Source organism: Pseudoclavibacter sp. JAI123 (assembly GCF_013409665.1).
In the GTDB taxonomy this organism is placed as follows: Bacteria; Actinomycetota; Actinomycetes; order Actinomycetales; family Microbacteriaceae; genus Pseudoclavibacter.
Genome location: NZ_JACCCM010000002.1, coordinates 70,971 through 89,424 on the forward strand (window position 1 = coordinate 70,971; position 18,454 = coordinate 89,424).

The following is an 18,454-nucleotide window of genomic DNA, read 5'->3' on the forward strand; positions in this document are numbered from 1 at the left end:
TCATGCGGAGTGCTTCGTCAGCTCGCGCAGGTGGTGTCCTCCGCCGTCCGGCCGACGATGTCGTCGGAAAGCGTCAGGGGTTCGCTCGGGGCGCCGGCCGCGTCCTCGGCATCCGCCACCTCGTCGGGCTGGGGCTCCGGGGCCATCCCGGCCGGCGCATCCGGCGCCTCGTCGTCCTGGAACGATAGCGGCAGGTCGGCTCGCAGCGTCGCGAAGATCGCGTCGGTCTCCTCGGTCAGCGGCTCCACCCGGTTCGGGTCTGCCCAGTACGGCACGACGGGCAGCTGCAGCATGACGATCCGGCTGAGGTCGACGTTCGAGAGCGTCTGCGCGAGGGCAACGAGGCTGCTCGGCTGCGCGAGCGCCTCATCGACCGTCATGGCCTTGGACGCGGAGTCGGCGAGTCCGTACAGGGCACCCGGGTTCGTGAGGGTGCCAGCGCTCGTCACCTTCCGGGCGAGGGAGGCGAGGAACGCCTGCTGCGCCTGGATGCGGCCGAGGTCGCTTCCGTCGGCGAAGCCGTGGCGGGTGCGGAGGAACGCGAGGGCGGCCTCACCCTTGAGAGTGTGCGTGCCGGCGGTCATGTAGAGACCCGAGTAGTCGTCGGCGATGTCGTTCTCGACGCACACGTCGACGCCGCCGATCGCCTCCGTGATGCCGATGACGCCGTCGAAGCCGACGACGATGAAATGGTCGATGGGGAGCCCCGTGAAGGCGCGGATCGTGTCGAGCGAGCAGAACGGCCCGTTCTCGAGGGCGCCGTTGATCTGCGCGGCCTCCTGCGCTGGCACGATGTCGCCCGCCGGAGTCGTGCATTCCGGGGTCGGCAGCATGGTGTCGCGGGGGATGCTGATGAGCGTCGCGTCCTCGCGGTCAGCCGACACATGCAGGAGCATCATGACGTCGGATCTGGCCCCGCCGGCCTCCCCGTAGTCGGCGCTCGTCTGCCCGTCCCGCGAATCGGAGCCCATGATGAGGATGTTAACGGCGCCGTCCCACCCGGAGATCTCGGTGCCCGTTCCGTCGGCGCGCCCGACCGCGTTGTCGGCGAGGTTGCCGACGACCTGGAAGTACGTGGCCGACACGAAGCTGATGCCCGCGACCATGGTCACGCAGACCGCCGCCGCCGCGGCGACCATGATGCGGCGTCTCACGAACTTCGAGCTCGTGCGCCTGCGCCTGGACACGTGGCGGCCCTCGCCAGCCCTGGGGCGGCGGGCGGACGGTGCGGATGCGCGCCTCGGCGACCGCGGGCTGGGACGGGCTGCGTCGTCGTCGGCACCGTCGAGCAGGGTCTCGATGACGGGATGCGGGTCTGTTGGCCTCTTCATGGTGCCTCTCGGTCGAGGGTGCTGCCCACCAACTCTCGAGGGGGAGGACACGCGCGAGCAGGTGCCAATCTCTCGCGGGCCCGGCCGGATTGCAAACCGACGGGTCGGTGGAGGCCACTGGCCGTTCTGTCGATTCACGTATATTTCGGGGCCATTTCGGCCCATTGACGGGTCACCGTCGATGGGTCATCATCACCAAATGACAACTTCGGAAACCGCAGCCGCCGCGAAGCTCAATGAGGAGCTGCACGGCGGGGGACTGAGCGCGAAGGGCCTCTCCGCCGGCAAGGTCGGCGTGCTCGGAGCCGCGGTCATCGGCGTCTCCTGCATCGCCCCCGCCTACGCCGTCACCTCCGGCCTGGGCCCCACCATCGCGGAGGTCGGCGTGTACACGCCGGCGATCATGATGGTCGGCTTCATCCCCATGCTGCTCGTGGTCTTCGGCTACCGGGAGCTCAACACGGCGATGCCCGACTCCGGCACGTCGTTCACCTGGGCGACCCGCGCGTTCGGCCCGTGGATCGGGTGGATGGGCGGATGGGGGCTCATCGCCGCCACCGTCCTGGTGCTCTCCAACCTGGCGGCCGTCGCCGTCGACTTCTTCTTCATCATGCTGGCGCAGATCTTCCAGAACCCGGCGCTCGCCGACCTCACACGCGTGCTGTGGATCAACATCCCGATGACCGTGATCTTCACCGCGCTGGCGGCGTGGATCTCGTATCGGGGCGTCGAGTCGACGAAGAAGGTGCAGTACGTGCTCGTCGTGGTGCAGCTCATCGCGATCGTCTGGTTCATCATCGCGGCGTTCGTGCACGTCGGAAACGGCACCGCGTTCGACGCGACGCCCGTCGAGCTGTCCTGGTTCAACCCGTTCGAGGTCGGCTCGCTCGCCGCGATCTCGGCGGGCGTCTCGCTGTCGATCTTCCTCTTCTGGGGGTGGGACACGGTCATCACGATGAACGAGGAGGCGAAGGACCCCGAGAAGACGCCAGGACGCGCATCCATGCTCACGATCTTCGTCATGGTCGCCATCTACGTGCTCATGACGCTCGCCGTGCTCGCGTACGCGGGGATCGGCGAGGAGGGGCTCGGCGCCGGCAACCCGGACAACCAGGAGAGCATCCTCGCTTCCCTCGCCGAGCCGATCATGGGGCCGTTCGCACTACTCATGACGGTCGCCGTCATGTTCAGCTCGGCCGCCTCGCTGCAGTCGACCATGGTGTCGCCGTCGCGCACGCTGCTCGCGATGGGGCACTACGGAGCGCTGCCGAAGTCGTACGCGAGCGTCAGCCCGCGCTTCAAGTCGCCGTCGGTCGCGACGATCGCCTCGGCCGTCGCGGCGATCGCCTTCTACATCGTGCTGCGCCTGCTCTCCGAGAACGCGCTGTGGGACACGATCGCGGCCCTCGGCCTCATGGTCTGCTTCTACTACGGCGTGACCGGGCTCGCCTGCGTCTGGTACTTCCGTCGCTCGCTGCTCGCATCCACGCGCAACGTGTTCTTCCGCTTCATGTTCCCGCTGCTCGGCGGCCTCGCGCTGCTCTACTTCTTCTTCGAGACCGCCAGGGCGTCGCTCTCGCCGTCGTTCGGGTCCGGCTCGGCGATCTTCGCGACCAGCTACGACGCGGACGGCATCGCCCAGGACGGCATAGGCCTCGTCTTCGTGCTCGGTGTCGGGGTGCTCCTGCTCGGTGTCGTGCTCATGGTCGTGCAGTACTTCCGCAGCCCCGGCTTCTTCCGCGGCGAGACGATCAAGACGGGCGCCGACGGCGACGCGGAGCCGGCCCCGGCGCTGCAGTAGTTCGTGCCGGCCTGGCGTGACGTGGCTGGGCATCGCCCGACCGCGGTCGGCCCGGTCCGCTGTAGGCTGGCCCGGTGAAGATCGCGCGCTTCGAATACCAGGGTCAGCTCACTTTCGGCATCCTCGACGAGGAGGAGAAGGTCTACGTCAAGCTGGCGGGTGACCCCCTCTACCTCGGCTACGAGACGCTCGACGAACGCATCCCGATCGACCAGGTGCAGCTGCAATCGCCCGTGCTGCCGCGCTCGAAGGTCATCGGCTTCGGCCGCAACTACGCGGAGCACGCCAACGAGCTCGGCAACGAGGCCGCCGAGGTCCCCATGATGTTCCTCAAGCCGAACACCTCGGTGATCGGTCCGCGCCACCCCATCGTGCTGCCGCCCCAGTCGGAGCGCGTCGACCACGAGGCCGAGCTGGCCGTCGTCATCGGTCAAGTCGCCCGCAACGTGCCGGCCGCCGATGCGGGCCAGGTCATCTTCGGCTACACGATCGCCAACGACGTGACGGCCCGCGACCTGCAGAAGAGCGACGGCCAGTGGGCCCGCGCCAAGGGCTTCGACTCGTTCTGCCCGCTCGGCCCGATCATCGAGACCGACTTCGACCCGTCGAAGGGGCGCATCACGGCCGAGGTCAACGGTGAGCTGCGCCAGGAAGGCGACCTCTCGCAGATGATCACCTCGGTGGCGAAGCTCGTCGAGTACGCGTCGAGCGTGTTCACGCTGCTGCCCGGCGACATCATCCTCACCGGAACTCCCGCTGGCGTCGGTCCCCTCGCGAAGGGCGACACCGTCACCTGCACGATCGAGGGCATCGGCTCGCTCTCGAACCCCGTCACCGCGCGCTAGGGCCGCACTCTCCGGCGAGTTCGCCGCGCTCAGCCGCGCCATCCGCGTCTAGCTGGAGCCCCCGCCGACCTTGCGTCGGCCCATCGCCGCCAGTCAATGTGCCCTTCTGGGCGTCCCGAAAGGGCACATTGGCTGGCGGCGATCTGCGCCGTGCGGGAGTGGGCGCCGCGGCTAGCTGTTCGCGACGTCCGTGGCGGCGGTGAGCTGCTCGACCAGCGTCGGGAGGAAGAACGGGATGGAGAGCGCGGTCGGCGAGATGGCCGCCCCGTTCTCTTCGCCGACGAGCGCCGCGACGGCACCCTTCGAGACGGCGGGGATGAGCTTCGTGCGGTCCGAGGTCAGGAACGTCTGCAGCTGCTCCTCGGTCTCGGTCTGCGTGAAGACGACGTCCGCGTCGATCCGGTCGAGGTTCTCGCTGGAGACCGTGGTGGAGAAGGTCGACTCTCCGGTGGCGAGCTCTGCGACGGATGGTGCGCTCGTGAACCCGAGGTCGGTGAGCAGTTCGACGCGCGGGTCGTTCTCGAGCAGGAGGTAGAAGGTGTCGACGTCCTCCGAGGCGTAGGCGATGGTGGTGCCTTCGAACTCGGGGTGCTCTGCGGCCTGGTCGGCGACCTGCTGGTCGAGGTCGGCGAGGACCGCGGTGGCGTCCGACTCGAGGCCCAGGGCCTTGCCGGTGTCGGTGATGACGTCGCGCCACGGCGTCGACCAGATGGCTTCCTCCGGCGCGACGACCGGCACGCCGGCTGCCGTGACGGCGTCGTACTCCTCCTGTGTGAGCCCCGAGTAGGACGCGATGAACACGTCGGGGTCGGTGGCGAGGAGCGCCTCGACGGAGAGCTCGTAGGTGGCGTTGTCGAGGATGACGGGGGTCTCGCCGCCGAGCTCCTCGATCTTGTCGGACACCCACGGCGCGATGCGGTCGTCGCCTCCGCCGTAGTCCATCGAGGCCATGGCGACTGGGACGATGCCGAGGGCGAGGACCGCGTCGGTGACGCCCCAGCCCCACGTCGCGATCCGGGTCGGTGCCTCTTCGATCGTGGTGCTGCCGTACATGTGCTCGAAGGTGACGGGGAAGCTGGATGCGTCGCCGGGGGCGGCGGCCGCGTCGCCCGCGTCGGTGGCCGCGGGGGCGCAGGCGCTGAGCGCGAGCGCCGTGACCGTGACCGCTGCGGCGGCGATCGGTCGGAGGATTCGGTGCATGGGTGGTTCCTTTCGAGCGGGGGCGTGACGTGAGGAAGTCGGGGTGCGGCGGGACTATGCGGGCTCGCTGCCGGTGTGGGCGCCGCCTGGCACGGGCACGATGAGGGGCGTCTTGGTGAGGGGGTCTGGCATGACGAGCGCGTCGAGCGCGAACGCGTCGGCGACGACCTCCTTCGTCAGGACGTCGGTGGGGGCTCCGCTGGCGACGATGCGTCCGTCGCGCATGACGATGAGCTCGTCGGCGTAGCGGGCGGCGAGGTTCAGCTCGTGGAGCACGACCACGATGGTGGTTCCCTCGCGCCGGTTGAGGCTCACGAGCAGGTCGAGGACCTCGAGCTGGTGGCTGAGGTCGAGGAACGTCGTGGGTTCGTCGAGGAGGAGCACCTTGGGGTTCTGGGCGAGCGACATCGCGATCCACACTCGCTGGCGCTGCCCGCCGGAGAGGTCGCCGACGGGGCGGTCGGCGAGTTCGGCGACGCCGGTGCGGCGCATGGCCTCGTCGACGTGCTTCGTGTCGGCCTGGCCCCAGCGGTCGAAGAGTCCGCGGTGGGGGTGGCGTCCGCGGGAGACGAGCTCTGCGACCGTGAGGCCGTCGGGGGCGGTCGGATGCTGGGGGAGCATCCCGACGGTCTGCGCGAACCGGCGCCTCGGGATGCTCGCCACGTCGACGTCGTCGAGGCGAACGCTGCCAGCGAGCGGCGTGGTGAGGCGGGCGAGCACGCCGAGGAGGGTGGATTTGCCGCAGGCGTTGGCGCCGATGATCATCGTGATGCGGCCGGGGGTGATGTCGAGGTCGAGTCCCTCGATGACCGTGCGGCTCGGGTAGCCGGCGGAGAGCCCGCGTGCGGAGAGGCGTGGGCCCGGGCCGGTGCTCGCGGCGGGGTCGACGGTGGGGGCAAGCGCGAAGTCGTCGCCGGTCACAGCTGGCGTCCTTTCGTGGAGGCGAGGAGCCAGAGCAGGAACACGGCGCCGACGGCTCCGGTGACGACTCCGACTGGCAGTGAGGTCTCGGGGATCGCGAACTGCGCGACGAGGTCGGCGCCGGTGAGGAGGGCCGCTCCGGTGAGCGCGCTCGCGCCGACGCCGATGGCGCCGTGGCCGAGCAGCGACCTGGCGATGGCGGGCGCGCACAGGGCGATGAAGGAGATGGGTCCCGCGAAGGCGCAGGTGGCGGCGGTGAGCAGGACCGCGGTGAGGACCGCGATCATCCGCACCCGACTGGTGCTGACGCCGAGTCCGGCGGACGTGGATGCGCCGAGCTGCGTGATGGGCAGCCAGCGGGCCGAGAGCGTCACGGCGGGGAGCGCCGCAAGGGCGACGACGCCGACGACGAGGAGGTGCCACCAGGCGGTGGAGGCGAGGGAGCCCGTGACCCAGAGCAGCGCGGCCTGGGCGAGCTCGACCTGGCTGCGGACCATGAGGTAGTTCATGATGGCGACGCAGAGGAACGAGATGCCGATGCCGGCGAGGATGAGGCGGAAGCCGGCCTCGCCGCGCCGGCCAGCCGCGAGGAGGAGGACGCCGGCGACCGCGAGGCCTCCGGCGAACGCTGCGATTGCGAGGAAGGGCCCCGTGACGCCGAAGACGAGGAGCAGGAACACAGCGGCGACGCTGCTGCCTCCGCTGATGCCGAGGAGGTCGGGGCTCGCGAGGGGATTCCGCAGCACGCCCTGCAAGAGGGCACCGGCCACGCCGAGGCACGCTCCGACGAGGACGCCCATGAGGACCCGGGGGAGTCGCACCTGAAACAGCACGTACGTCTCGAGCCGGTCGCCGCCGCCGAGGAGTGCCCGGCCGAGCTGTTCGAGCGTCAGCGGGTAGTCGCCCGTCGTCACGCCGACGAGGACAACCGCGGCCAGGGCCACGCTGAGGCCGACGAAGACGGCGGAACGGCGGCGGCGGACGCGGGCTCGCACCGCTTCGAGTGGCGAGTCGGCCCCTGCGTGCTCCGCGGCGGGGGCGAGCGTGCGCGTATCCCATCCGGTCACAGCGCCACCTGCTTCCGACGCAGCACGAGCGTGATGAGGACCGGGGCGCCGACGAAGGCGACGACCACGCCGGCCTGCACTTCGCCGGGGAGGGCGATGACTCGTCCGATGATGTCGGCGATGAGCAGGACGGCGCCGCCGAGGGGCGCGCCGATGAGGAGGAGGCGCCGGTAGTCGTCGCCGACGATGGCGCGGAGCGCGTGGGGGACGAGGAGCCCGATGAAGACGATGGGGCCGGCGATCGAGGTGGCGCCCCCGCAGAGCAGCACGGTGGCGAGGATGCCGAGCGCGCGGGTGCGGGCCACGTTCTGCCCGAGGCCTGCCGCGGTGTCGGCGCCGAGGGCGATGAGGTCGAGGCCGCGCGCGCTCGCGACGGCGATGATGCCGCCGATGAGGAGCGGGATGGCGACGACGGCGACGGTGTCGAGGCCACGCGAGGTGAGCCCTCCGACCTGCCAGTAGCGGAAGACGTCGAGCGCCACGATGGAGGTCGTCAGGATGAGGGTGGTCACGGCGGTGAGGCCGGCGGTGACCGCGGCCCCGGTCAGCGCGAGCTTCGCCGGATTGTCGCCGTCGGGCCCCCGAGTGCCGACGAAGGCCACGACCACGGCGGCGACGGCGGCTCCCGCGAACGCGAACCACACGAATCCGGTCGGCGCGGAGATGCTGAAGAACGTGATGGCCACGAGCACGGCGACGGAGGCCCCCGCGTTGATGCCGAGGAGTCCCGGGTCGGCGAGCGGGTTGCGTGTGATGCCCTGCATGAGGGTGCCCGCGACGGCGAGCGCCGCGCCCGCGAGGAGACCGATCAGCGTGCGGGGGATGCGCTGGTCTCGCACGACGGTGTGGTCCGCGAGCTCTGGATCGGGAGAGAGCAGCGCATCCAGGACCACGGAGGGGGCGATGGGGCGGGCTCCGACGAGGAGGCTCAGGATCACGGCGGCAATCAGCAGCGCGACGGCGCCGACGGCGACCAGGCGGATGCGGCGCGCGCGTGCGCCCGCGATCATTCCTGGTGCTCGGACTGGCCGAGGCGCCAGTACCCCATGAAGGCGACGCGCTTGCGGTCGACGCCGTTCACGGTCACGAGGTGGCGGCGGAGCGTCTTGATGGTCGCCGCTTCCCCGGCCATCCACGCGTAGAACTCGCCTTCGCCGTCCTCTGGGCTGTCCCAGAGGAGGTCGACGTCGACGTCGATGTCGGCGATCTGCTGCGGGCGTGGGGATGCGGCCTGCGCGAGCGCGTCGGGGGAGGCCTCGCACCAGCTGGTCAGGGCCTCCGTGAGGCGCGCCCCGTGCTTGGCGCCGTCGCGTGGCAGCCAGGTGATGCGGAAGTTCGCGGGCGCGTCGATGCGGATGATGTCTGCGCTCGTCGGCACCTCGAGGAGCGCGTCCACGTCGCACCGCTCGTCGAGCGACTCGAGGATGGAGCCGATGGCGGGGACCGCGGTCTCGTCGCCCGCGAGGAGCAGGCGCTTGGCGGTGCCTGGGTGCCAGTCGGCGCCGAGGTGCGAGTGCTCGCTGCGCTGGTCGGGGCCCACGATGACGAGGTCGTCGCCGGGCTTCGCGGTCTCGGCCCAGGCTCCCGCGGGGCCAGCACCGTGGTGCACGACGAAGTCGACGTCGATCTCGCGCGCGTCCGGGTCGACGCGGCGAACCGTGTAGGTGCGCAGGGGACTGCGCTGCGCCGTCGGCGTCTCGCGCCAGCGCTCGTACCAGAGGCCGGCGTCGAGGACCTCAGGGTCGCGCTGCCCGAAGTCGCTGGTCGTGCCGTCGGCCATGGGGAGGATGAGCTTGATCCGCTGGTCGAGCCCGGTGGTGCCGAAGTGCTCGAACTCTTCGCACGTGAAGGTCACCCGTGTGAATGCCGGCGACAGATGCTGCACCGAGCGGACCTCGGCGCAGTACGGCCGGTAGGCGGGGCGGGTCTGGAGAGCAGCGGAAGCAGTCACCGAGCCAAGATAAGCCTTGCCTTACCCCGGCGTCCAGTTCTGGAACGGTTCTGGTCGTTGTGTACCTGAAGCGCGATGCGCGACGGACGGTCGCCACGCAGCCCGCTTGAGTTGAGCGCGCCGCCATCGATATTCTGGCCGGCTGCGATGCCGCAGCTTCACCGCACCAACAGGAAGCATCCGATGTCGCTCGACACCACTGCCCCCGCCGCCAGTCAGCCAGACGGGTTCACCGCCGAACCCCTGGCCATCCCCTCATCGCTCGGCGATGCGTCGGCCGAGTCGTTCCACGAGATGACGGCGCTCCGCAACGCCGTCGCCCGGGAGACGTATCGCAACGACGACTTCGTCCTGCCTGCTGAGGTGCTGCTCCCGGGCTACGAGGCGAGCGACTACGAGCGCCGCGACGGTCGTCTCATCCGAGAGCACGGACGCCTCGTCGGCCGGGTCCTCTTCGACCTCCCGCTCACGGAGGACGTCCACATGGCGAAGATGATGCTCGAGATCCACCCGGAGGCGAGGGGCCGCGGGTTCGGGGCCGCCGCCTACGAACTGGGTGAGCGCCTGGTGCGCGAAGCGGGCCGCACCGAGATCCGCACCTGGGTCGTGCACCGGGAGGTCGACGGGCCGCGCATCCCGTCACCGACCGGGGTGGGTGACATCCCCGCCCTCGATCCGGCCGCCCAGATGCTGGTCGGGCGCGGCTTCGAGCTGGGACAGGTCGAGCGGATGAGCGTGCTCGAGCTCGGGGAGGAGCGCGACGCCGGCCTCCGCGGGCTGCGCGACGGCGCGGCCGAGGTCGCCGGCGACGACTACCGCTACGTCTCATGGTCGTACCCGACGCCCGAGGAGCACATCGACGGCTACGCGCAGCTCAAGGCGCGGATGAGCACGGACGCCCCGCAGGGCGACCTCGCCGAGGACGAGCAGTCGTGGGACGCGAAGCGCGTTCGCGAGGAGCTCGAGTCGACCGCCACCGCCCGAGGCGACCAGGTGCTGGTCGGCGCGATCCAGCACCTCCCGAGCGGCGAGCTCGTGGCCTTCACCGAGCTGCAGCGGATGGCCGACGGCACGAAGCGGGCCGACCAGGAGGACACGCTCGTGCTCAGCGAGCACCGCGGCCACCGGCTCGGCCTGCTCGTGAAGGCGGAGAACCTGCTCGCGTGGAGGAGCCTGCACCCCGACGTCGAGCGGGTCTACACGTACAACGCCGAAGAGAACCGGCCGATGCTGAACGTCAACGAGGCCCTCGGCTTCCGTCCGTTCATCAGCGAGGGCGCCTGGCGGAAGGTGCTCGGCTGAACTGCCAGCTGAGCTGCCGACGGAGCTCCCGGCGCGTGGGCTCGCCCCGGTAAGCTGGGGGCCTCATGACTGCATCCTCTTCTTCGCTCGTAACCACCGCAACGGGCAGCGATGTCCGCGTCCGCTTCTGCCCGTCTCCCACGGGGACCCCGCACGTCGGGCTCATCCGCACAGCCCTCTTCAACTGGGCCTACGCGAAGCACACCGGGGGCACCTTCGTGTTCCGCATCGAGGACACGGATGCGGAGCGCGACTCCGAGGAGAGCTACCAGCAGATCATCGACGGCCTCGGCTGGCTCGGCCTCGGCTGGGACGAGGGCGTGAACGCTGGCGGGCCGCACGAGCCGTACCGCCAGTCGCAGCGCACCGACATCTACCTCGACGTCATCCAGAAGCTGCGCGACGCCGGTCACCTGTACGAGTCGTTCGCGACGGGTGAGGAGATCGAGGCGCGCAACATCGCCGCAGGTCGCGACCCGAAGATGGGGTACGACAACTACGAGCGCGACCTGTCGGCCGACGAGATCGCCCGCCTCAAGGCCGAGGGCCGCGAGCCTGCGTTGCGCCTGCGGGTGCCGGACACCGACCTCTCCTTCGACGACCTCGTGCGCGGCGAGATCACGTTCAAGGCGGGCTCGTTCCCCGACTTCGTGCTCGTGCGGCCGAACGGCAAGCCGCTGTACACGCTCGTGAACCCCGTCGACGACGCGCTCATGGGCATCACCCACGTGCTCCGCGGCGAGGACCTGCTCTCGTCGACGCCGCGCCAGATCGCGCTGTACCACGCGCTCATCGACGTGGGAGTCGCCGAGTTCATCCCGCGCTTCGGTCACCTGCCCTACGTCATGGGCGAAGGAAACAAGAAGCTCTCCAAGCGCGACCCCGAGTCGAACCTCTTCCACCACCGCGACCGCGGCTTCCTGCCGGAGGGGCTCCTCAACTACCTGTCGCTGCTCGGCTGGTCGATCGCCGCCGACCGTGACGTGTTCACGATGGACGAGATGATCGTCGCGTTCGACGTGGAAGACGTCAACCCGAACCCGGCGCGCTTCGACCTCACCAAGGCCGAAGCCATCAACGGCGAGCACATGCGCCTGCTCGGCGCCGACGACTTCGCGTCACGCCTCGTCGCCCCGCTGCAGCTCGCCGGGGTGCTCCCGCTCGAGACGACGGATGCGCAGCTCGAGCTGCTCGGCCGCGCGGCCCCACTCGTGCAGGAGCGCATGCAGCTCCTCGGCGAGGCCCCGGAGATGCTGGGCTTCCTCTTCGTCGACGCCGCAGACCTCGAAGTCGAGGACACGGCGGTCGGCTCGCTGAAGGGCGACGTCTCGGGCGTGCTCGACGCATCCATCACGGCCCTCGACGCGCTCGACGCGCCGGATGCGTGGACGACGGAGCAGATCGAAGCGGCGCTCCGCGGCGCGCTCATCGACGGCCTCGGCCTCAAGCCGCGCGTCGCGTTCGGCCCGATCCGCGTCGCCGTCTCCGGCCGCAAGATCTCCCCGCCGCTCTTCGAGTCGCTCGAGCTGCTCGGCCGCGAGCAGTCGCTCGCGCGCATCCGCTCGCTCGCCTCGCGCCTCGCCGCGTAGCCCGCGCTGCTCGCGCGCTCACCCGCTCGCGCGTGTCCGCTCGCGCGTGCCGAGCACTCACCCCCTCGTCTCGGGATGGGTTAATCACTTCGGGATGGTTTCTTTCCCATCCCGAAGCGATTAACCCATCCCGAGACTTGTGTCGGGGGGCGAGGGGTTGCTGAAGTCGCACGGTCGGCGTGAGTGGGCCGATGGGATGGCGCCCGCAGGTGTCGCGGAACGCTCGGCGGCACGTCGGGCGCGCACGCACCTCGTTTCGGGATGGGTTATTCACTTCGGGATGGTTTCTTTCCCATCCCGAAGCGTCTAACCCATCCCGAGACTTGTATCCGAGGGCGAGGGGCTGGTGAAGTCGCACGGTCGGCGTGAGTGGGCTGATGCGATGGCGCCCAGAGGCCCGCGGATCGCGCCAGCCCTCGCACGTCGGGACGGGTGAGGATACCCTCAGAGGATGCCCGCCTGCCTGAGCCGGCGGGCGGGAGACTCCGGGAGGACTGCATGACCGAGGCCTTGGGCACGCACTACGACGTTGTTGTCATCGGGGGTGGGCCTGCGGGGTTGCAGGCGGCGCTGATCCTCGCGCGGCACCGGTACTCGACGTTGGTGCTCGACGGCAATCGGCCCCGGCATTCGGCGACGCTCGAGGCGCACGGCTTCCTGACGCGCGACCACACCGCCCCGAACGAGCTGCGCAGGCTGGGGCGTGAGGACGTCGAGGCGTACGAGGATGCGGAGATCCAGTTCGCCCAGGTCTCTCGGGTGCGCGCGTTGAGCGACGAGGAATCGGCGGGCGCGGAGGCCTCGCAGGGGGCCGCGTTCGAGGGGTCGTTCGCGTTCGTGGCGGGTGGCGTCCCCGCGGCTGACGGTTCGAGTGTCAGCGCTGACCCGCGAGAGATCGCATCTCGTCGCCGGGATGGGGTACGCGTGCCGTACCGGTTCGCGGTCGAGGCGAAGGGGGTGCGCGGCACGCCAGCGCGGGCGGTATTCGCGCGTTCGGTGATCCTGGCGACGGGCCTCACGGAGGTGCTGCCTGCGTTGCCGATGCTGCGCGCGTTCTACGGCACGAGCATCCACAGCTGCGTCGAGTGCGACGGGTGGACGCAGCGCGACCGCCGGGTCTCCGTGATCGCGGCGCCGGGGGTGACGGATCTCTACGAGCGGGCGGTGCAGCTGACGCGCTTCACCGGCGCGCTGACCGTGTTCGCGGGGGAAGGGCAGCTTGCTGAGCTGCAGGAGCTCGACCTCATCGAGCGCGGAGTCGTCGTCGAGAACCGGGCCGTCGTCGATGTCGAAGGCGGGCCGGGGGGAGTGACGGGGGTTGCGCTTGAGGATGGCGACGTCGTGACGACCGAGGCCGTCTTCGTGCGCCCCAACTACGTGGCGAAGCTCGACTTCGCGAGCGACCTCGGTGTCGACTTCGACGCGTTCGGCCTCGTGGCGGCGGATGAGCTGGGTCGCACGAGCGTGCCCGGCATCTACGCGACGGGGGAGCTGACGGGGCCCGGGCCGCAGATGCTCATCGTCGCGGCGGGGAACGGTGCGCAGACCGGCATGGCTGTGGACCGGGACCTCCTCGGCCTCGAGTCAGGCGCGCTCGGGGCCCGGGCGACGCGCTGATTTGTCCAGCCTCGCGGAGTGCGCTATGCTCTCTGAGGCGCTTCGGTGCCAGTGGGGTATGGTGTAATTGGCAACACGGAGGTTTCTGGTACCTTTGTTCTTGGTTCGAGTCCAGGTACCCCAGCCAGTTTGAGCAACAGCAGCAACACGAAAAAGGCCCCGCCACGCGGGGCCTTTTCGCGTACCAGAGCAGTTTTCCGGGTCAGCCCAGAGGCGCATCCGCCATCGCCGGGGCTGCCGGGGTATCCATCGGCGGGTCGATCTGGCTGGCGAGGATCGCGGCCGGTCCGTGCGAGAACGCTCCGAAGCTATCGATCTTGGCCCCGCCCGTGTGCAGGAGGGCCGCGATCCGCTCTACGAGGTCTCGGTCGAGGCGCTCTCGCTTGGTCCGCTCTCGGAGCACGAGGAGGTCGAGGAACTCTCGCTCGCCGGCCACGACGGCTGTCTGGTCCTCTGGGGTGGTGCCGGTTCGCGTCTCGGTGAAGACGGTCGCGTCGGAACTCGAATAGAACACGCACGTATCGATCCAAGGGGCGCCACCGAGCTGCTCGTCGAGGTGCTTGGAGAGGTGTACGGCCTGCGCCCTGACCTGCTTCCGTGGTGACTTGGAGCCGAGGTGCGTGCGCACGGCGAGCCCGCCGGCTTCTTCTTCACTGCCTCTGAAAGGCCCGCCTCGGGGTGCAATCTGCACGGCGAAGGGTGGATCGAGTCTGGAGTCGTCGATGAGGTTCTTGTAGGAGGCGCTCGCGGCACTCGGTCGGATGCCGTCGAAGATGGTTCCGCGCCAGCGCTTGTGCTCGACGATGAGCGCCCCGGCGGTTGTGATGAGCACGTGGTCGATCTGCGTCACGTATCTGTTGGTGCTCAACCCTTCCTCGACGAGGATGCACGTGTTGGTCGCGAGCACCCCGTCCAGTCCCAGGGTCCCGCAGCTCTGAAGGATCGCCGCCCTCGAGATGAGCTCATATTCCAGGGAGCGCCTGGCTTGCTGCTGGTGGCGCTCGAGCACCAGCTGGCGCCGCTGCAGTTCTTCGTCATGTGCTCGCGCGAGCTGCTCGAGACGAGCCTCCGTGGTCCGCACGAGCTCCCGCTGTCGCTCGTCGAATGCTGCGTGTGCCCGCTCTGCGCCGGCGGCCAGCGCCTTCCGTTCTGCCTCCGCGGCGTTCTCGCGCTCTTCGAGCGTGGTCTTCCAGCGCTTGTTCGCCCGCGACCTGAAGACGAGCGCGACGATGACTGCGACGGCTGCGCCGAGCACGAAGCTCACCGCAACCCACCCCTGAGTTTCCATGCGCCAAGTACAGCACCGGCCACCGACATCGACGGGGAGCGTGGTCCGGCACGTCGGCCCGAGGTGCTGAAGTGGGGAGTTCGACGGGGAGTTTCTCGTGATCCCCGGGGCGAGGCTGAGACGGGTGCTTCACTAGGCTGGCGTGACCCGCTTCCACCCTTTCGAGAGGATCTCCCCGTGCGAGTACTCGTCACCAGTTCCCGGAACACGTTCGCGCTCGACATCATCCGAAAGCTGGGCAGCACGGGCCATACGGTGTTCGCCAGCGACACCTACGCGGGTGCCATCGGCAATCACTCGAAGTACCTCGCGGGGCACTTCGTGACGAACTCTCCGCGGTTCAACACGGACGAGTTCATCGAAGACCTCGTGAATATCGTGGAAGTGCACGGGATCGACGTCGTCATCCCGACGTTCGAGGAGGCGTTCTACCTCGCGGCTCGCGGCCACGAGCTGCCGGACGGCACGAGCGTCTTCACGGGAGGGTTCGAGCAGCTCGCCCGTCTGCACGACAAGGCCAGCTTCAAGCGCCTCGCCATCGAGGCCGGCGTGCCCGTGCCGGAGACGATCGTGGCGAACAGCCCCGAGGAGCTGCGGGCGGCGATCGACCAGTACCCGAGGTACTTCGCGCGCGCCGCGTTCTCGCGCGGCGGCGTGGGGCTGCTCACGAACACCGGACCGCTCGCCGGCAAGATGTCGGTGGACGACGCGGTGCCGACGCCCGACCAGCCGTGGCTCGTGCAGCCGTTCGTCGACGGCCCCATGATCTGCACGTACAGCATCGTCGTCGATGGCCGTGTCACCGCGCACTGCACCTACCGCGCGCCCGAGCAGTGGGCGCACAGCACCGGCATCTCGTTCCTCGCGATCGACAGCACGGAGACGCTCGACTACACGCAGAAGCTCGTCGACACCCTCGACCCGGGTTACACGGGGCAGCTGTCGTTCGACTTCGTCGACAACGACGGCGGACTGTTCGCGATCGAATGCAACCCGCGGCCCACGAGCGGTGTCATCCTGCTCGAGGCCGAGGAGGTCTCGGAGGCGTTCAAGGGCAGCAACCCGGAGCCGTTCGTGGTCGCGCCGGGCGTCGAGCGTCAGGTGAAGCTCGCGGTGCTCGCGGATGCGTTCGCCGAGCCCATCAAGCACCTCCCGAAGTCACTCCACGACCTGCTGCACGTGCGCGACGTCGGCGCTGGCTGGCACGACGAGCTCGCGATGCTGTGGAGTCCCGCGACGATCGTGCACGGGGCCCAGCTCTCGCACGGGGAGCGCAAGGAGCTGCTCGCGGCTCTTGGCGCGGACATCGTCTGGAACGGCGAGCCGATCGACGGCATGCTGCCGGAGGATCGCGCGGCGCTCGAGGCCGTGCACGAGCAGCGCGTCTGAGCTGCCCCGCCGCCTGAGCTGCCGCGCTTGCTGCGCGCGTTGCCGCCGAGCCGCAGTGACGCTCGCAGCACGTTCGGTCGCCGCGGTGGCCAGGGAACGACGATGCCCTCCGCCACGTACGGTGTGGCGGAGGGCATCGCTTGCTGAGCCGCGCGGTGCCGGCGACCTCGATCAGGCGATCGCGCGGTAGTGGAAGTAGTAGCCGTTGTCGACGAAGCCACCCTGCTGCGGGTAGTACGTGCAGCCCTGGCTGATCTTCGTCCAGGAGGAGATATAGGTGATCTTCGCGGCCTCGCACTCGCTTGCCGTGGCGAATGGGCCGACGCTGTAGTTGGGCGTCACCGCCTGGGCGGCGGTCGCCCCGCCGAACATGAGGCCACCCGCGACGACGGCACCGGCGATGACAGTGGACACCCGCTTCTTGAGATTAACCATGCCGGCGACCGTAGCGATCGTGGATCCACGAGTCGTCTGTGCCTCCTGGGAGACTCGTGGCAAGACGGATTGCCTCAGACTGCGCCTCAGGCGGCCCTGTCCTGGGCTGTCTGCTCGAGCTGGCGAGCATGCCGCTGCTCGCGGATGAGCAGGTACAGGCGGTGCGCGCAGATGACCAACGCGAGCCAGGCGGCTCCGAGGACCCAGCCGGCGAGCACATCCGTGAACCAGTGGTGTCCCAGATACACGCGTGAGAGGCCGACGGTGAGCGCGAAGAGTGCGGCGCCGAGGGCGATGAGGACTCGGGCGCGCCGGGTCTGGCGGCGCAGGATGAGCAGGTAGGCGATGACGCCGATGACGGCGACGGCGTTGAGCGTGTGCCCGCTGGGGAACGACGCGGAGGTCTCGTACGGGGGCACGGCCTCCGACTGCTCGGGGCGCACGCGCCCGATGAAGTTCTTGCCGACGACCGTCATGAGCAGTGAGCCACCGCCCGCCGCCACGATGAGGATGACCGGCGTCCATGAGCGGCGGCGGATCGACAGGATCAGCAGCGTTCCGACGGCGATGACGGGCATGCCGATCTGCCCGGCGATGTCCGTGTACGCGGTGATGATGGCGTCGGCTTGCGGGGATCTGAGGGTGATCGCGTAGTCGAGCAGCGGCTGGTCGAGGCCCGCGACGCCGTCCCGGTCGGTGACGGCCTCGTAGATCTCGGCGGCGAGGATGCTCAGGCCGAGGATGATCGCAGCGCCGATCACGAGCAGCAGGATCAGCGCACTGTTCGGGCCGACCCTGTCGCCGACGCGCTGGACGCCCTGGCGGACGGCGACCGCCGCCTTGGAGTCGGCTTTTCGCACGACGCGGTCGTCGAACGTGGTGTCCTGGGCGAGCTCGCCCTCGACACCCTGGGAGGAATCGCGGGGGTGGGTCACGGCCCCCAATGTAGGGGGAGCTGCCGGGGCGCTGCCTGTGATCGCGGCCGGGGTCGCGCGATCTCCGGGATGCGCCTAGTTCGAGTACACGCCGACGAGTCGGTTCTGCTCGAGGATCGCGTGCGCGTACCCGTCGAGGAACTCCTCGCGGGTCGGCGTGCCCTCGACGTGGTGGTCGAGCGCGTAGACCGTGAAGTAGTAGTGGTGGTCGCCGTGCCCCGCTGGAGGCTGTGGTCCCATGTACTCGGCCTTGCCCGCGCTGTTCGTGGCGGCGCGGGCATGGTCTGCGTTCGCGTCGATGATGCCGTCCTGGGCGGGGAGGCCGTACACGATCCAGTGGGTGAAGCCGAGCGGCAGGGGCGCATCCGGGTCGTGGACGATGAGCGCGAGCTCGACGGCGTCGGCCGGGACGCCCGTGATCTCGAGCCGAGGGGCGGTGTTGGCTCCGTCCGCGCTGTACGTGTCCGCGAGGCGGCTTCCGGCCTCGAAGTCGGGGCTGGTGATCGTGAGGTCGGCGATGTTGAGCGGCATTGGGTCTCCTCGATGCTGGGGTGTGAGGTGGTTCACTCAGCCAAGTCTCGCGCGCAGGCCTCCGAGGTTGCTCAGCGCCCGTCGCGGCGTCAGAGGACGGTCGCAGCGGTGCGAACTCGACTCGGCCGCGGAAAGCCCTTCGGGTAACGTTGCACCCCGTTTGCCTTCCCCCGAGAGAAACGGACGTTCCCCGCGCCATGAGCTCACAGGACACACCACCCTCCTCGTTCGAACAGCAGCCCCCTTCGTTCG

The 18,454-nt window shown here is 69.6% G+C and carries 16 protein-coding genes and 1 tRNA gene; 7 read left to right on the top strand and 10 right to left on the bottom strand.

The genetic code is table 11. The features are described 5' to 3' along the window. Positions 1-17 precede the first annotated feature (17 nt). A complete protein-coding gene (locus tag HDC34_RS12560) occupies positions 18-1,331 on the bottom strand; it encodes an LCP family protein (RefSeq protein WP_179557233.1) in 1,314 nt (437 codons plus the stop codon). A 199-nt stretch (positions 1,332-1,530) separates the two neighbouring features. Between HDC34_RS12560 and HDC34_RS12565 the strand changes: the two genes are divergently transcribed. Beyond that, positions 1,531-3,132, top strand: coding sequence for an APC family permease (locus HDC34_RS12565; protein ID WP_179557234.1), 1,602 nt, complete (start codon positions 1,531-1,533; stop codon positions 3,130-3,132). A 74-nt stretch (positions 3,133-3,206) separates the two neighbouring features. Next, positions 3,207-3,977 carry a fumarylacetoacetate hydrolase family protein gene (locus HDC34_RS12570; protein ID WP_104252379.1) on the top strand — a complete coding sequence of 257 codons (771 nt, stop codon included), beginning with the start codon at positions 3,207-3,209 and terminating at the stop codon, positions 3,975-3,977. Between the two features lie 171 nt (positions 3,978-4,148). Here the strand turns inward: HDC34_RS12570 and HDC34_RS12575 are convergent, their stop codons facing one another. Genes HDC34_RS12575 through HDC34_RS18230 form a run of 5 tightly spaced genes read right to left on the bottom strand, consistent with a single transcriptional unit; the run spans position 4,149 to position 9,116 of the window. After that, positions 4,149-5,177: an iron-siderophore ABC transporter substrate-binding protein gene (locus HDC34_RS12575; RefSeq protein WP_179557235.1), complete on the bottom strand. Its 1,029-nt coding sequence runs from the start codon at positions 5,175-5,177 to the stop codon at positions 4,149-4,151. Positions 5,178-5,231: 54 nt separating this feature from the next. Continuing rightward, the gene (locus HDC34_RS12580; protein ID WP_179557236.1) at positions 5,232-6,098 is read right to left on the bottom strand and encodes an ABC transporter ATP-binding protein; all 867 of its coding nucleotides are present in this window, start codon (positions 6,096-6,098) and stop codon (positions 5,232-5,234) included. Continuing rightward, the gene (locus HDC34_RS12585) at positions 6,095-7,165 is read right to left on the bottom strand and encodes an iron ABC transporter permease (protein ID WP_308807341.1); all 1,071 of its coding nucleotides are present in this window, start codon (positions 7,163-7,165) and stop codon (positions 6,095-6,097) included. Before HDC34_RS12585 ends, HDC34_RS12580 begins: the two co-directional genes overlap by 4 nt. Then, complete coding sequence (locus HDC34_RS12590; RefSeq protein WP_179557237.1) at positions 7,162-8,175, bottom strand: iron ABC transporter permease; 1,014 nt, start codon at positions 8,173-8,175, stop codon at positions 7,162-7,164. Before HDC34_RS12590 ends, HDC34_RS12585 begins: the two co-directional genes overlap by 4 nt. Continuing rightward, positions 8,172-9,116, bottom strand: a complete 945-nt coding sequence (locus HDC34_RS18230) for a siderophore-interacting protein (protein ID WP_179557238.1) — start codon at positions 9,114-9,116, stop codon at positions 8,172-8,174. The genes HDC34_RS12590 and HDC34_RS18230 overlap by 4 nt, the downstream gene beginning before the upstream one ends. Positions 9,117-9,299: 183 nt before the next feature. Here HDC34_RS18230 and HDC34_RS12600 point away from each other — a divergent pair, with 183 nt between their 5' ends. The 4 genes from HDC34_RS12600 to HDC34_RS12615 all read left to right on the top strand — a co-directional run bounded on the left by HDC34_RS12600 (position 9,300) and on the right by HDC34_RS12615 (position 13,751). Continuing rightward, complete coding sequence (locus HDC34_RS12600; RefSeq protein WP_179557239.1) at positions 9,300-10,418, top strand: GNAT family N-acetyltransferase; 1,119 nt, start codon at positions 9,300-9,302, stop codon at positions 10,416-10,418. Between the two features lie 65 nt (positions 10,419-10,483). Continuing rightward, the gene (gene gltX / locus HDC34_RS12605; RefSeq protein WP_104311120.1) at positions 10,484-12,007 is read left to right on the top strand and encodes a glutamate--tRNA ligase; all 1,524 of its coding nucleotides are present in this window, start codon (positions 10,484-10,486) and stop codon (positions 12,005-12,007) included. 498 nt (positions 12,008-12,505) lie between these two features. Further along, a complete protein-coding gene (locus HDC34_RS12610; protein ID WP_179557240.1) occupies positions 12,506-13,624 on the top strand; it encodes an NAD(P)/FAD-dependent oxidoreductase in 1,119 nt (372 codons plus the stop codon). Between the two features lie 52 nt (positions 13,625-13,676). Then, positions 13,677-13,751 (top strand) — tRNA-Gln (locus HDC34_RS12615). A gap of 75 nt (positions 13,752-13,826) precedes the next feature. Here HDC34_RS12615 and HDC34_RS12620 read toward each other — a convergent pair. Next, positions 13,827-14,912: a nuclease-related domain-containing protein gene (locus tag HDC34_RS12620; RefSeq protein ID WP_179557241.1), complete on the bottom strand. Its 1,086-nt coding sequence runs from the start codon at positions 14,910-14,912 to the stop codon at positions 13,827-13,829. Between the two features lie 177 nt (positions 14,913-15,089). Between HDC34_RS12620 and HDC34_RS12625 the strand changes: the two genes are divergently transcribed. Further along, positions 15,090-16,301 carry a carbamoyl-phosphate synthase large subunit gene (locus tag HDC34_RS12625; RefSeq protein ID WP_179557242.1) on the top strand — a complete coding sequence of 404 codons (1,212 nt, stop codon included), beginning with the start codon at positions 15,090-15,092 and terminating at the stop codon, positions 16,299-16,301. Between the two features lie 171 nt (positions 16,302-16,472). On the opposite strand, the gene HDC34_RS12630 is transcribed toward HDC34_RS12625, so the two are convergent. From HDC34_RS12630 to HDC34_RS12640, 3 genes are all read right to left on the bottom strand, one after another. Continuing rightward, positions 16,473-16,736 carry a hypothetical protein gene (locus HDC34_RS12630; RefSeq protein ID WP_179557243.1) on the bottom strand — a complete coding sequence of 88 codons (264 nt, stop codon included), beginning with the start codon at positions 16,734-16,736 and terminating at the stop codon, positions 16,473-16,475. Positions 16,737-16,822: 86 nt separating this feature from the next. Continuing rightward, a complete protein-coding gene (locus HDC34_RS18235; protein WP_179557244.1) occupies positions 16,823-17,671 on the bottom strand; it encodes a phosphatase PAP2 family protein in 849 nt (282 codons plus the stop codon). Between the two features lie 75 nt (positions 17,672-17,746). Next, on the bottom strand, positions 17,747-18,202 hold the full coding sequence (locus tag HDC34_RS12640; RefSeq protein WP_179557245.1) for a YbhB/YbcL family Raf kinase inhibitor-like protein: 456 nt from the start codon (positions 18,200-18,202) through the stop codon (positions 17,747-17,749). Positions 18,203-18,454 lie beyond the last annotated feature (252 nt).